Source organism: Streptomyces sp. NPDC020742 (assembly GCF_040641675.1).
Lineage (GTDB): Bacteria > Actinomycetota > Actinomycetes > Streptomycetales > Streptomycetaceae > Streptomyces.
Genome location: NZ_JBFAEA010000002.1, coordinates 789334 through 804951, shown reverse-complemented (window position 1 = coordinate 804951; position 15618 = coordinate 789334). Strand labels below are relative to the sequence as shown.

Sequence of the window (15618 nt, the reverse complement as noted above, 5' to 3'; positions counted from 1 at the left end):
GGCCTAGGAAGGTGCTGGGACGGCCGCCGCCGCGGGGTCCGGGAAACGCCGGGCTCCGGCCGCCCGTTGACGGGCGGCCGGAGCCGGGGCGGGGGTACGGGACCGGGGGTGCGGGACCGGGGTGCGGGACCGGGGGTGCGGGACCGGGGTGCGGGGCCTGCCCTACGCCCCGCCGAGTTCCTGCTCGATGAAGTCGAACAGCTCGTCGTCCGAGGCCTGGTCCAGGCGGCGCTCCAGGCCCGCTTCCGGGTCCTCCGGCAGGGCGTCGAGCCGGGCCAGCAGGCCCTGCAACCGGGTGCGCAGCGTCTCCGTAGTGCCGGTGCCGGTGCCGGTGCCGTCCAGCAGCCTCTCGAACTGCGCCTCCCAGGCATCGAGCGGATCGGCCGCCGGGTCCTGGCCCGACCGCCCGGCAGCGGCGCTCTCCGCCGCCAGCCTGCCCAGCAGGTGGTCGGCGAGCGCCGCGGGGTCCGGGTGGTCGAACAGCACGGTGGCGGGCAGCCGGGTGCCGGTCACCGTGGTGAGCCGGTTGCGCAGCTCGACCGCGGTCAACGAGTCGAAGCCCTGCTCCAGGAAGCCCCGTTCGGGGTCGACCGCCGCGGCCGAGGGGTGGCCGAGGACCAGCGCGGACTGGCCCAGGACGGCATCGAGCAGCGCGGTGCGCCGGTCCGCCTCCGGGAGGGCGGCCAGCACGCTGCCGAACGGCTCGGGGTCCGCTGCCGGCGCGGGGGCCGGCCCGCCGGTGGTGGTCCGGGCGGGGACCAACGACCGCAGCAGGTGCGGTACGTCTCCGGTCGGGGACCGCAGCGCTGCCAGGTCCAGCCGGGCGGGAACCAGGGCGGGTTCGCCGGTGGCGAGCGCGGCGTCGAGCAGCGCCAACGCCTGCTCCGACGGCATCGGCCGCACCCCGCCCCGGGCCATCCTGCGGAGGTCGGACGCATCGAGCGGCGCGGTCATGTCGCTGCGCTCGGCCCACAGGCCCCAGGCGAGGGAGGCGGCGGGCCGGCCCACCGCCCGCCGGGTGTGCGCGAACGCGTCCAGGAAGGCGTTGGCCGCCGCGTAGTTGCCCTGCCCGACTCCGCCGAAGGTCCCGGCGAGGGAGGAGAACAGCACGAATGCCACCGGGTCGAGGTCGCGGGTCAGCTCGTCGAGGTGCAGCACCGCGTCGACCTTGGCGCGCAGCACCGCGTCCAGTCGGTCGGCGGTGAGCGCCTCGACGACCCCGTCGTCGAGGACGCCCGCGGTGTGCACCACGGCGGTGAGCGGGCGGTCGTCGGGGACGGTGGCCAGCAGCCGGGCGGTGGCGGCCCGGTCGGTGAGGTCGCAGGCGGCGATGTCGACGTCCGCGCCCAGCTCCCGCAGCTCCTTCTCCAGTTCGGGCATTCCGGGGGCCTGGGGTCCTCGGCGGCTGGCGAGCAGGAGGCTGCGTACGCCGTGTGCGGTTACCAGGTGCCGGGCGACGAGGCGGCCCAGCGCCCCGCCGGCGCCGGTGATCAGCACGGTGCCCTCGGTGCCGGCCGCGCCGGTGCCGGGCAGCGCTGCGGCCGCACGGGCCCGTACCAGGCGCGGGACCCGGGCCTGGCCTTCCCGCAGGGCGATCTCGGGTTCTCCGGTCGCCAGAGCGGCGGGCAGCGCGGCTGCGGAGCGTGCCGTGCCGTCGTGGTCGAGGAGGGCGAAGCGGCCGGGGTGTTCGGCCCGGGCGGTACGCAGCAGGCCCCAGGCGGCGGACTGCGGCAGTCCGGGTACCGCGGCGCCGGGCCGGTCGGCCACCGCGCCGCGGGTGCACAGGACCAGCCGCGACGCTGCGAACCTCGGCTCGCTCAGCCAGGACTGCACCAGGTCCAGTGCGTGACGGGTGGCGCGGTGGGTGGCTTCAGCCGGGTCGCCGTCGTCCGGCGGGCACCCGATGAGCACCTCGCTGGGCAGGGCGGCCCCGGCGTCGACGGCCGCGGCCAGTGCGGCGAGGTCCGGGTACCGGTCGGCGTCGCCGCCGGGTTCCTGCGGTACGTCACCGGTGCCGACGACCGCGTGGCGCGCCGAGGCCCGGGCAAGCGGCGGTTCCGTCGCGTGCGGCACCGAGGCCCCGGTCAGCGGCAGTTCCGTCCAGTCCACCCGGTACAGGCTGTCCGGTGCGGGTCTGGCGGCGGCCAGCTGTGCGGGGTCGACCGGCCGCAGGGCGAGGGTGTGGACCGCGGCGAGCGGGCTGCCGGTGGCGTCCGCGAGCCGAACGCCGTAGGTGTCCCCGGTCCGGGGGACGAGGTGGACCCGCAGGGTGTCGGGGTGGCCGGCCGGTGCCGTGGTGACCTGCTGGAAGCTGAACGGCAGCACAGCGTGACCGGGGTCCGGGGCGGCCAGCGCGACGGTGTGCAGTGCCGCGTCCAGCAGTGCGGGGTGCAGCAGGAAGCCGCTGTCGTGGTGTTCCTGAGGGAGTGTCACTTCGGCGAACACCTCGTCGCCGCGGCGCCAGGCGGCGCGCAGGCCGCGGAAGGCGGGGCCGTAGGCGAAGCCGTTCGCGGCGGTGCGTGCGTAGAGGTCGCCGGTGTCGACCGACCGGGCGCCGGGCGGCGGCCAGGCCGTGAGGTCCGCACCGTCGGCGGGGTCCTGGCCGTCGGGCGTCCCGGCGGCCAGGGTGCCGTCGGCGTGCCGGGTCCAGGGGGTGTCCGCGGTGTCCGTGCCGGTCGCGGGGCGGGCGTGGACGGCGACCGGGCGGCGGCCGGTGCCGTCATCGGCGCCGACGGTGACCTGGAGCTGCACCGCGCCGTCCGCGGGCAGCACCAGCGGGGCCTGGAGGGTGAGTTCCTCCAGATGGCCGGCGCCGGTCCGGGCGCCCGCCTGGAGCGCCAGTTCCAGGAATCCGGTACCGGGGAAGAGCAGGGTGCCGTCCAGGGCGTGGTCGGCCAGCCACGGTTGGCGGTCGGCGGAGAGCAGCCCGGTGAAGAGGGCGCCGTCGGAGCCGGCGAGCGGCACCGACGCGCCGAGCAGCGGGTGACCGGCCGCCTCCAGCCCCGCGGCGGACACGTCGTGCGGGCCCTCCACGGCCTCCAGCCAGTACCGCTGCCGTTGGAAGGGGTAGGTCGGCAGCGGCACCCGGCGGGCGCCGGAGTGGGTGAAGTAGGCGTCCCAGTCGGGTCCGTGGCCCCGCAGGTGCAGCCGGGCGAGCGCGGTGGTGACCGACTCGGGCTCGGCGCAGTCCCGCCGCAACAGGGGCACCAGCGCGCCCCCGTCCGTCGTCGTCAGGCACTCGTCGGCCAGGGCGGTGAGCACGCCGGGTCCGAGTTCCAGCAGGGTGCGCACGCCCGCGTCCGCCAGGGCCAGGACCCCGTCGTGGAAGCGGACGGCCTGCCGTACGTGGCGCACCCAGTAGTCGGGGGTGCACAGTTCCTCTGCGGTGGCGGGCCGGCCGGTGACGTTGGAGACGACCGGGATGCTCGGCGGCGCGTAGCGCACCTGGGCCGCCACGGCCGCGAAGTCGTCGAGCATCGCGTCCATCCGGGCCGAGTGGAAGGCGTGGCTGACCCGTAGTGGCTTGGTGCGGTGGCCGAGGGCTGCGAGCCGGGCGGCGACCTCGCCGACGGCGTCCTCGTCGCCGCTGAGGACGACGGAGGCCGGGCCGTTGAGCGCCGCGAGGGTGACCCGGTCCTCGTACGGGGCGAGGAGCGGCCGGACGTCCTCCTCGGCCGCCTGGACGGACGTCATGGCGCCGCCGGCCGGCAGGTCGGCCATCAGCCGGCCGCGGGCGGCGACCAGCCGGCAGGCGTCATCTAGGGTGAACACCCCGGCGACATGCGCGGCGGCCAGTTCGCCGATCGAGTGGCCGAGCAGCACGTCCGGGTGCACGCCGTGGCCTTCGAGCAGCCTGAACAGGGCGACTTCGAGGGCGAAGAGCCCGGCCTGGGTGTAGCGGGTGCCGTCCAGCAGCTCCGCCTCGGGCGTGCCGGGCGCGGCGAACAGCACCTCACGCAACGGCCGTTCGAGGTGTTCGTCCAGGTGCGCACAGACCGCGTCCAGGGCGTCGGCGAAGGCATCGGAGGCCGCGTACAGGGCCCGTCCGGTCTCCGCCCGCTGCGCGCCCTGCCCCGGGAAGAGGAAGGCCAGCTTTCCGGGGCGGACGCGGTCGGTGAGGACCCGGGGGTGTTCCCGACCCTCGGTGAACGCCCGGAGTGCGTCGGCCAGTTCGGTGTGGTCCCGGCCGAGCAGGGCGGCCCGGTCCTCGAAGGCGGTGCGCGAGGTGGCCAGGGACAGCGCGGTGTCCGCGGGGGCGAGCTGCGGGGTGCGTCCGAGGTGGTCGAGCAGCCGGTGGGCCTGGTCCCGCAGGGCGGCGGCGCCACGGGCGGACAGCAGCCAGGGCAGGACGGCCTCCGGGGCGGCCCGCTCCGGCAGACCGGGCGACGGCACCTCAGGGGCCCCACCGGTCTGCGACGCGGGCTCCTCGGCGATCACAGGCGCGGGCTCCTCGGCGATCACAGAGGACGCGGGTTCCTCCAGGATCACGTGGGCGTTGGTGCCGCTGATGCCGAAGGCGGAGACGCCGGCGCGGCGCGGGCCGTCGCCCGGGGCCCAGGGGCGGGCGTCGTTGAGCAGCCGCACCTGGCCCGCCGACCAGTCGATGTCCGGTGACGGGGTCTCGGCGTGCAGGGTGCGCGGGAGGGTGTGGTGCCGCATCGCCTGCACCATCTTGATCACCCCGGCGATCCCGGCCGCGGCCTGGGTGTGGCCGATGTTCGACTTGACCGAGCCGAGCCACAGCGGCCGGTCCGGGTCCCGCTGCTGTCCGTAGGTGGCGAGCAGCGCCTGCGCCTCGATCGGGTCGCCGAGCCTGGTGCCGGTCCCGTGCGCCTCGACCGCGTCGACGTCCTGCGGACGGAGCCCGGCATGGGCCAACGCCTGCCGGATGACGCGCTGTTGGGCGGGGCCGTTGGGGGCGGTCAGGCCGTTGGAGGCGCCGTCCTGGTTGACCGCGGTGCCCTTGACGACGGCCAGCACGGTGTGTCCTCGTCGACGCGCCTCGGACAGCCGCTCCAGCAGGACGACGCCGACGCCCTCGGCCCACCCCGCGCCGTCGGCGTCCGCCGAGAACGCCTTGCAGCGCCCGTCGGCCGCCAGCGCGCGCTGCCGGCTGAATTCGATGAACGTCCGCGGCGTCGAGATCACGGTGACGCCTGCGGCCAGCGCCAGCGTGCACTCGCCCGACCGTACGGCCTGGGCCGCGAGGTGCAGCGCCACCAGCGACGACGAGCAGGCGGTGTCCACGGTGACGGCCGGCCCCTGCAGCCCGAAGGTGTAGGCGATCCGGCCGGAGGCGACGCTGCCGGCGCTGCCCGTGGCCAGGTAGCCCTCCATGCCCTCCGGCGCGGTGGGGGTCCGCGTCCCGTAGTCGTTGTAGTTCGCGCCGACGAAGACCCCGGTCTCGGTGCCGCGGAGGGTGCCCGGGGCGATCCCGGCGCGCTCGAACACCTCCCACGAGGTCTCCAGCAGGAGCCGGTGCTGGGGGTCGATGGCGACCGCCTCGCGCGGTGAGATGCCGAAGAACGCCGGGTCGAAGTGGTCCGCGTCGTAGAGGAATCCGCCGCCGCGGGCGTAGCAGGTGCCGGGGGTGTCGGGGTCGGGGTCGTAGAGCCGCTCGATGTCCCAGCCGCGGTTGGTGGGGAAGCCGGCGATCGCGTCGGTGCCCCGGTCGAGGAGGTCCCAGAGTTGCTCGGGTGAGTCGGCCCGGCCCGGGTAGCGGCAGCTCATCCCGACGATGACGACCGGATCGTCGTCGGCCGGCGCACACCGCGCGACCGGCCCGGTGGACTCCGGCGCCGTGGTCTCCCCCTCCGCCCCGAAGAGCCCATGGTCGAGGAACGCGGCGAGTTCATCCGCCGTGGGGTGGTCGAACGCCAGGGTGACGGGCAGCCGCAGGCCGGTCGCCGCGGAGAGCCGGTTGCGCAGTTCCACGGCGGTCAGCGAGTCATAGCCGAGGTCACGCAGGGCCCGGTCGGCGGGGATCGCGTCGGCCTCATCGAAGCCGAGCACCTCCGCGGCCGTGGCCCGTACCGCCTCCAGCAGCTCCGCGCGCCGCTCAGCGGGCGGCACGTCCCTCAGCCGTGCCACAAGCGGCGCGGCGTCGTCCCGCTCGGCGCCCTCCCCGGGCTCTGCCCCGCCGGGCGCCTGCGCCTCGGGCAGTTCGCGCAGCGCCGGCAGCCGACGGGCCGGAACCCGATGCCAGTCGACGTCCGCGACGACCAGGAACGGCTCGTCGCCGTCCAGGGCGGACTGGAGGGCGGACACCGCCAGGTCGGGCGCCATGGGCGGCACCCCGTCCCGGCGCAACCGCTCCGCCAGTTCCTCCCCCACCAGTCCGCCGCCGCCCCAGTGCCCCCAGGCGACCGAGGTCGCCGGGAGCCCCTCGGCGCGGCGCGCCAGGGCCAGTGCGTCCAGCGAGGCGTTGGCCGCGGCGTAGCTTCCCTGGCCGGGCCCGCCGAGCGTGCCCGCCATGGACGAGAACAACACGAAGGCCGACAGGTCCAGATGCCGGGTCGCCTCGTGCAGGACGTAGGCGGCACCCGCCTTGGGTTCCCACACCTGCGCGGCACGGTCCGGCGTGAGCTGGTCGAGCACCCCGTCGTCGAGGACGCCCGCGGTGTGCACCACCGCCGTCAGCGGCCGGTCCTCCGGCACGCTCCGGACGAGGGCGTCCACGGCGGCGCGATCGGTGACGTCACACGCCGCAACGGTGGCCGGTACGCCGAGCGCCGCCAGCTCTTCGAGCAGTCCCGCGGCGCCGGGCGCGGCGGTGCCCCGACGGCTGACGAGGACGAGGTGTTCGGCACCGCTGCGGGCCAGCCAGCGGGCGATGTGCCCGCCGAGTGCGCCGGTGCCGCCGGTGACCAGGACGGTGCCGTGCGGCCGCCACCCTTCCCCGGCCGGCCGCGCCGCCGGGAGCGCCCGCACCAGCCGGCGGACGAAGACGCCCGAGGCCCGGACGGCTCTCTGGTCCTCACCAGGCTCCTGCCCGAGGACCGCCACCAGCCGCCGGCCGGCCCGGTCGTCCCACTCGCCCGGAAGGTCGACGAGTCCGCCCCAGCGCTGCGGATACTCCAGGGCCGCGATCCGGCCCAGTCCCCACGCCATCGCCTGGACCGGCCGGTCCACGGCATCAGCGCGGTTGACGGCCACCGCCCCGCGGGTCGCGCACCACAGCGGGGCGTCGATCCCGGCGTCACCGAGCGCCTGCAGCAGCGACGTCATCAGCACCAGCCCCGTGGGCAGCGACTCCGCACCGCTCCACGGCCGCTCGTCGAACGCCACCAGCGACAGCACACCCGCGGGAGCGCCGGCTTCCTCCGCTTCGGCCCGCAGCCGGTCGGCGAGCCGTGCCCGGTCGGCGTCCTCCGCCCCGACGAGCAGGGTCCTGATCCGCGCACCCGCCGTGGCGCCACCGGCACCGTTCCCGGCAGCCCCGCTCCCGGCAGCCGCCCGCAGCGCACCGACCACACCGAGGACCCGTTCGTCGTCCTCATGACCGTCGGGGACGACCACCCACCACGTACCGTCCAGCCCGGTCCGCGCGGGCTCGGCCTGTGGCCGCCAGACGATGCGGTAGCGCCAGCCGTCGACCGTACTGCGCTGCTGCCGCTGCCGATGCCACGCCGAGAGCGCCGGCAACACTTCGGACAGCGCCCCCTGCTCCGACAGCCCGAGCGTCGCGGCCAGACCATCGGCATCCGCACGCTCCACCGACTCCCAGAACTCCCCGTCCAGCGCACCCGCGACAGCCGGCAACACAGCGGGTGCCGCCGACTCCAACCAATAGCGCCGGTGCTGAAAGGCGTACGTGGGCAGCTCCACCAGCCGGGGCCGATGCGCAGCAAAGGCCGGCGACCAATCCACCTCCACACCGTGTACGTACAACTCCCCCAGGGACGTGTAGAAGCGGGTCAGACCACCCTCGCCACGGCGCAGAGTGCCGGTCACCAGCGTCCTGCCCTCCCTGCCCGCGTCGTCCAAGGTCTCCTGGACCGGCACGGTCAGGACCGGATGCGGGCTGACCTCAACGAACACCCGGTGGTCCTCAGCCAGCAAACGCCGTACCGCAGGCTCCAGTTCCACGGTCTGCCGGAGGTTCGCGTACCAGTACGCGGCATCCATCTCGCTCGTGTCCAGCCACTCCCCCGTCACCGTCGACAACAACGGCACCGAGGACGCCCGTGGCCGTATAGGCGCCAGGGCAGCCAGCAGCTCCTCGTGGATCTCCTCCACATGCGCCGAATGCGACGCATAGTCCACCTCGATACGGCGCGCCCGGACATCCGCCTCCTGGCAGGAGGCCACCAGCTCGTCCAACGCCTCCGCATCACCGGACACCACAACAGACGACGGGCCATTGACCGCGGCCAGGGACACCCGCCCCTGCCAGCGCCCGATCAACTCCTCAGCCTGGATGCGGCCAAGCGCCACCGACACCATCCCACCCCGACCCGCCAACACCCGCAACGCACGACTCCGCAGCGCCACCACCCGAGCGCCGTCCTCCACACTCAACCCACCCGCCACACACGCCGCCGCAATCTCCCCCTGACTGTGTCCCACCACCGCCGACGGCTCCACACCAAACCCCCGCCACACCTCCGCCAACGACACCATCACCGCCCACAACACCGGCTGCACCACATCCACCCGCTCCAACCCCGGAGCACCCTCCACCCCACGCAACACCCCACCCAACGACCAACCCTCCGGCCAGTCCACAAACGGCCTCAACGCCGCCTCACACTCACCCAACCGCGCCGCGAACACCGACGACGACTCCAGCAAGCCGATCGCCATACCCACCCACTGCGACCCCTGCCCCGGAAAGACAAACACCGTCCGACCCGGATCACCCATGACGGGTTTCGTCGAAGTCGACGCCACCTTCCGTATCTGCGGGGCGAGTTCACCGTTCGCCGAACCGACGGCGACCGCCCGGTGCTCGAACGCGGGACGCGACGCCGTCAACGACCACCCCACATCGACCGGCGAGACGCGGCTGCCACTCCCTCCGCTTTCATCGCCCTCCACCCAGGACGCCAACCGTTCCGCCTGGGCCCGCAGCGCCTCGGTGCTGCGCCCCGACACCACCCACGGCACCACCACGGCGCCCGAGTCGCGGTCCGAGTCGGTCCCGTTGCGGTCCGAGTCGGTCACAGAGCCACGGTCCGGGGCGGTCCCCAGGTAACGGTCGGAAGCGGCCGTGGCCTCCTCCTGATCTGGGGCCGTCTCAACGATCACATGCGCATTCGTGCCGCTGACCCCGAAGGAAGAGATGCCGGCGCGGCGCGGGCGCCCCACGGTGGCCTCCCAAGGGCGGGCCTCCGTCAGGAGCGCCACCGTCCCCGCCGACCAGTCCACATGCGGCGACGGCTCATCGATGTGCAGCGTCGCCGGCAGCTCGCCGTGATGGAGCGCCTGCACCATCTTGATGACGCCGGCCACGCCCGAGGCCGCCTGGGTGTGCCCGATGTTCGACTTCACCGACCCGATCCGGAGCGGCCGGTCCGCGTCCCGTTCCTGACCGTAGGTGGCGATCAGCGCCTGTGCCTCGATCGGGTCACCGAGCGTGGTACCCGTACCGTGCGCCTCCACCGCATCGACGTCCGACGGCCGCAGACCGGCGTTGGCCAACGCAGCGCGGATCACCCGCTGCTGGGAGAGTCCGTTGGGCGCCGTCAGCCCGTTCGAGGCACCGTCCTGGTTGATGGCGCTGCCACGGATCACGGCCAGCACGGGGTGGCCGTTGCGGCGGGCGTCCGAGAGGCGTTCCACCAGCAGTACGCCGACGCCCTCGGCCATGCCCATTCCGTCGGCCGCCGCCGCGAACGGCTTGCACCGGCCGTCGCGGGCGAGTCCCCGCTGACGACTGAAGCCCACCAGGCCGATGGGCTCGCTCATCACCGCGGCGGCTCCGGCGATGGCCAGGGAGCACTCGCCCGAACGCAGCGCCTGTACGGCCAGGTGCAGTGCCACCAGGGAGGACGAACAGCCGGTGTCCAGGGTGACCGCCGGGCCTTCGAGTCCGAGCGTGTAGGAGATCCGGCCGGAGGCGATGCTGGTCACCGTTCCGGTGATGAGGTGGCCTTCCAGCCCTTCGGGGGCCTCGCCGGTGCCGTACCCCTGGTACGCGGCTCCGAAGAACACCCCGGTCGGGGTGCCCCGCAGGGTGGTGGGGTCGATGCCGCCGCGTTCGACGGCCTCCCAGGAGGTCTCCAGCAACAGCCGCTGCTGCGGGTCCATGGCCAACGCTTCGCGCGGGGAGATCCCGAAGAACTCCGCGTCGAAGTCACCCGCGTCGCGCAGGAATCCGCCCTCGCGGGCGTAGCAGGTGCCGGTGCGGTCGGGGTCCGGGTCGTAGAGCCCGTCGAGGTTCCAGCCCCGGTCGGCGGGGAACTCGCCGACAGCGTCCGACCGGTCGTGCAGCAACCGCCACAGGTCCTCGGGCGAGCGCACGCCGCCCGGGAAACGGCACGCCATGGCCACGATCGCGATCGGGTCGTCATCGGCGGTGGTGAGGGGCGTCCGGTCCGTAGCGGCAGCCGTGCGGTCCGTACGAGCCGGTGTGGTGACGCTTGCTTCCAGCGGGACCGCCGATGCGGACGGCCCGGCGCCGGCGCCGGTCAGTGCCTCATCGGCGCCGGTCAGGGTGGCTCCCAAGTGCCCGGCGAGCGTCTTGACCGTGGGGTGGTCGAAGACGACGGTGGCGGCGAGCTTGAGCCCGGTGGCGGCGTTGAGCCGGTTGCGCAGCTCCACCGCGGTGAGCGAGTCGAAGCCCAGCTCGCGGAAGGCCCGTCCGACCGCGATCTCCTCGGTGTCCGCGTGGCCGAGCACCGCGGCGACCTGCCGGCGCACCAGGTCGGCCAGCAGCCGTTCGCGTTCGGCCGGCCCCAGCTCGGCGAGCTGGGCACGCAGCGACGCGGAGGCGCTCTCGGCGGCCTCGGGGTCGTCGGCATCGGTGTCCAGTGCGCGCAGGACCTCGGGGACCTCGTGCAGCAGCGGCCGGGGGTGGGCCGCGGTGAAGACGGGAACGAAGCGTTCCCAGTCGATGTCCGCGACGGCGAGGAAGGTCTCGTCGTGGTCCAGCGCCTGCTGGAGCCCCAGGACGGCCAGGTGCGGCGGCATGAACGGGATGCCGCGCCAACGCAGTTGCTCCTGCACCACCTCCACCGCCATGCCGCCGCCCTCCGGGCTCCAGATGCCCCAGGCGAGGGACGTACCCGGCAGGCCGCGGGCGCGTCGGTGTGCGGCGAGCGCGTCGACATAGGCGTTGGCGGCGGCGTACGCCCCGTGGTCTCCGCTGCCCCAGGTCCCGGCAACGGACGAGTACAGCACGAACGCGTCGAGCCCATCGCGGTCGAAGAGCGCATCGAGGTTGCGCGCGCCGAGGAGCTTGGCGCGGACCCCCTCGGCGAACTCGTCCAGGGTGGTGTCCGCGAGCGGCACCAGCAGACCGACGCCGGCCGTGTGGACGACGGAACGGATGGGCGGGCCCTCGGACTCCACCTGCGCGACGAGCGCGGCCAGCGCGTCGGCGTCCGCCACATCGCAGGCGGCGACCGTGACGTCGACTCCGAGCGCGGACAGTTCGTCGCGCAGCTCGGCCGCTCCCGGGGCATCCGGGCCCCGCCGACCGGTCAGTACCAGACGCTCGGCGCCGCTGCGGGCGAGCAGTCGCGCGGCGTGCGCACCGAGCCCTCCGGTGCCACCGGTGATCAGGGCCGTTCCGCCCGTACGCCAGGGGGCGGCGGGCTCACCGTGCAGGGGGGCGCGAGTCAGCCGGCGGGCGAGGAGCCCGGAGCCGCGGATGGCGAGCTGGTCCTCGTCGCCGCCGGCCGCGAGGGCTCCGGACAGCAAGGTCGTGGCGTGGGCGTCGGGCGCGGCGGGCAGGTCGATGAGACCGCCCCACCGGGCGGGATGTTCCAGGGCGAACACCCGGGCAAGTCCCCAGACCGCCGCCTGGAGGGGGTGTCGCACTACGCCATCGGACGCATCGGATGCGATGAACGGCCCTGATACGTCAGGCTCTTCGGTGGAGAGGCACTCGGTCGTCAACAGCCACAGCGGAGCCTCAACACCGACGTCGAGGAGCGCCTGCATCAACGCCACGGACTGGATCAGCCCTACGGGGACCTCGGGGCGCTCCGCCAGCGGCTGCTCCGCGAGGGCGAGGAGGGAGAGGACGCCGCTGGGCGCCTCCCCCGCCGCGAGCCGGCGAAGGTGTTCAGCCACCGCATCCCGGTCGGCGGACGCTTCGGGCAGGACGAGGGTTTCGGCCTCGACCCCGCCGTCCCGGACGGCCTGGAGCGCGCACCGTACGAGGGCATGGTCCTCATGTCCCTCGGGCACGACCAACAACCACCGCCCCACCAACTCCCCCTGTTTCGGGGCTTGTTGTGGCCTCCAGTTGATGCGGTAGCGCCAGCCGTCGACCGTACTGCGCTGTTGCCGCTGCTGTCGCCACGACGAAAGGGCGGGCAGTACCTCGTCCCACGTTTCGGCGCCGGTGAGCCCCAGCGTGCCGGCGAGTGCGGTGCCGTCCTGGGCCTCCACGGCGGTCCAGAACGCCGCCTCCTCGGGAGACGCCTCCACGGCCGCGACTGTCGGCTCCAGCCAGAAGCGCTGCCGCTGGAAGGCGTATGTCGGAAGCGCGACGGCCTTGGGGTGGGTGGCGGCAAAGGCCGGTGCCCAGTTCACCTGCACGCCTCGGACATACAGCTCAGCGAGGGAGGCGTAGAAGCGGGCCAGGCCGCCTTCGGCGCGGCGGAGGGTGCCGGTCACCAGCGTCTCCTCCTCCATGTCCGCGTCGTCCAGGGTCTCCTGGACCGGCACGGTCAGGACCGGATGCGGGCTGACCTCGACGAACACCCGGTGGTCCTCAGCCAGCAAGTGGCGTACGGCAGGCTCCAGTTCCACGGTCTGCCGGAGATTCGCGTACCAGTACGCGGCATCCATCTCCGACGTGTCCAACCACTCCCCCGTCACCGTCGACAACAACGGGACGGAACTCGCCTGCGGCCGTATCGGCGCCAGGGCGGCAAGGAGCTCCTCGTGGATCTCCTCCACATGCGCCGAATGTGACGCATAGTCCACCTCGATACGGCGCGCCCGGACATCCGCCTCCTGGCAGGAGGCCATCAGCTCGTCCAACGCCTCCGCATCACCGGACACCACGACCGACGAGGGGCCGTTGACCGCGGCCAGGGACACCCGCCCCTGCCAGCGCCCGATCAACTCCTCAGCCTGGCCACGACCAAGCGCCACCGACACCATCCCACCCCGACCCGCCAGAACACGGAGGGCACGGCTCCGCAGCGCCACCACCCGAGCGCCGTCCTCCACACTCAACCCACCCGCCACACACGCCGCGGCAATCTCGCCCTGGCTGTGTCCCACCACCGCCGACGGCTCCACCCCAAAACCACGCCACACCTCCGCCAACGACACCATCACCGCCCACAGAACGGGCTGCACCACATCCACCCGGTCCAGGCCCGGAGCACCCTCCACCCCACCACGCAACACCCCACCCAACGACCAACCCTCCGGCCAGTCCACAAACGGCCTCAACGCCGCCTCACACTCACCCAACCGCGCCGCAAACACCGACGAGGTCTCCAACAACCCCACCGCCATACCCACCCACTGCGACCCCTGCCCCGGAAACACAAACACCACATCGGTGTCGCCCTCCGGGCCACCCAGGTCTGCCACCTCACCGACCACGACGCCCTTCGGCGCTGTGCCCGCCGCTACCCCGCGCAGCCCGGCCGTCAGGGCGCCCCGGTCGCCGCCCACCACCACGGCGCGGTGTTCCAGTCCCGCGCGGGACGCCACCAGCGCGTGCCCCACGTCCGCCGGCGAGACCCCCACGTCCGCCGGCGAAAGCTCCAGGTCCGGCAGCGAGAGCGCCTCCCGCTCCGCCGGATCCTTCCGCTCCGCCCGCTCTGCGCGGCTCGCTGCCGGTCCGGTCCGCTCCGCCCAGTCCGCGAGGCGCTCGGCCTGGGCCCGCAGCGCCGCCGCCGAGCGCCCGGACACCACCCAGGGCAGGGCGTCCAAGGGCGTAGCTTCTTGTGCGGCCTCGTCGACCGAAGCCCCCTCTGCGGCCTGTGCCCCTCGGGCCTGTTCGTCTGTGGTCTGTTCCTCTGGGGTCTGTGCCTCTGGACCCTGTGCCTCTTGGGCTTGTTCGTCTGCGGCCTGTTCCTCCGGGGCCTGTTCGAGCAGGACGTGCGCATTGGTTCCGCTGCCGCCGAACGACGAGACACCGACGCGTCGGGGTGCGTCGGTGCCGGGCCAGGCCACCTCGTCCGTGAGCAGCCGGACGTTCCCGGTGGACCAGTCGACGTGGGGCGACGGCGCGTCGATGTGGAGCGTGGCCGGCAACTCGCCATGGCGGAGCGCCTGCACCATCTTCATGACGCCGGCAATGCCGGAAGCGGCCTGGGCATGCCCGATGTTGGACTTGAGCGAGCCGATCCACAGCGGCCGGTCCGCGTCCCGTTCCTGACCGTAGGTGGCGATCAGCGCCTGTGCCTCGATCGGGTCACCGAGCGTGGTACCCGTACCGTGCGCCTCCACCGCATCGACGTCCGACGGCCGCAGACCCGCGTTGGCCAACGCGGCCCGGATCACCCGCTGCTGCGACGGGCCGTTCGGCGCCGTCAGACCATTGGACGCACCGTCCTGATTGATTGCCGAACCCCGCACCACCGCCAGCACCGGGTGCCCCTTGCGCCGCGACTCCGACAGGCGCTCCAGCAGCAGGACTCCCACGCCCTCGCCCCATCCGGTGCCGTCGGCGGCAGCGGCGAACGGCTTGCAACGCCCGTCGCGCGCCAGCCCCCGCTGTCGGCTGAACTCCACGAAGTTCCGCATCGAGGACATGACGGTGGCGCCGCAGGCGAGCGCCATGGAGCATTCGCCGTGCCGCAGCGCCTGGACCGCGAGGTGCAGGGCGACCAGGGACGACGAGCACATGGTGTCGACGGTGACGGCCGGGCCTTCGAGGCCGAAGCTGTAGGCGAGGCGGCCGGACAGCACGGCCGCCGATCCGCCGGTCAGGAGATGGCCCTCGACGCCCTCGGGGGCGGTGCTCCCGTCGGCGGCAGCGGCGTAGCCCTGGTTGCTCGATCCGACGAAGACGCCGGCACCGCTGCCGCGTACGGAGGTCGGGTCGATACCCGCCCGCTCGAAGGCTTCCCAGGTCGTCTCCAGCAGCAGCCGCTGCTGCGGGTCCATGGCCAGCGCCTCGCGCGGCGAGATCCCGAAGAAGCCGGCGTCGAACTCCGGGGCGTCGTAGAGGAAGCCGCCCTCGCGCACATAGCTGCGGCCGGCCCGGTCGGCGTCGGGGTCGTAGAACGTGTCCACGTCCCAGCCTCGGTCGGTCGGCATGGGGGCGATGGCGTCGGTGCGTTCGGCGACCAGCTGCCACAGGTCCTCGGGGGAGCGCACCCCGCCCGGAAGCCGGCAAGCCATGGCGACGATCGCGATGGGCTCCTGCTCCCGTGACTCGACTTCCTGCAGCCGTCGACGGGTCTGCCGCAGGTCGGTGGTGACCCGCTTGAGGTAGTCGCGAAGCTTGTCCTGGTTGTCCATGTAGCGTCAGCCCTT

1 protein-coding gene is annotated in these 15618 nt (G+C 73.8%); it reads right to left on the bottom strand.

Annotated elements, in window-relative coordinates; genetic code table 11:
• Nucleotides 1-162: 162 nt before the first annotated feature.
• Nucleotides 163-15603, bottom strand: a complete 15441-nt coding sequence (locus AB0G84_RS07460; RefSeq protein ID WP_361316748.1) for a type I polyketide synthase — start codon at nucleotides 15601-15603, stop codon at nucleotides 163-165.
• Nucleotides 15604-15618 lie beyond the last annotated feature (15 nt).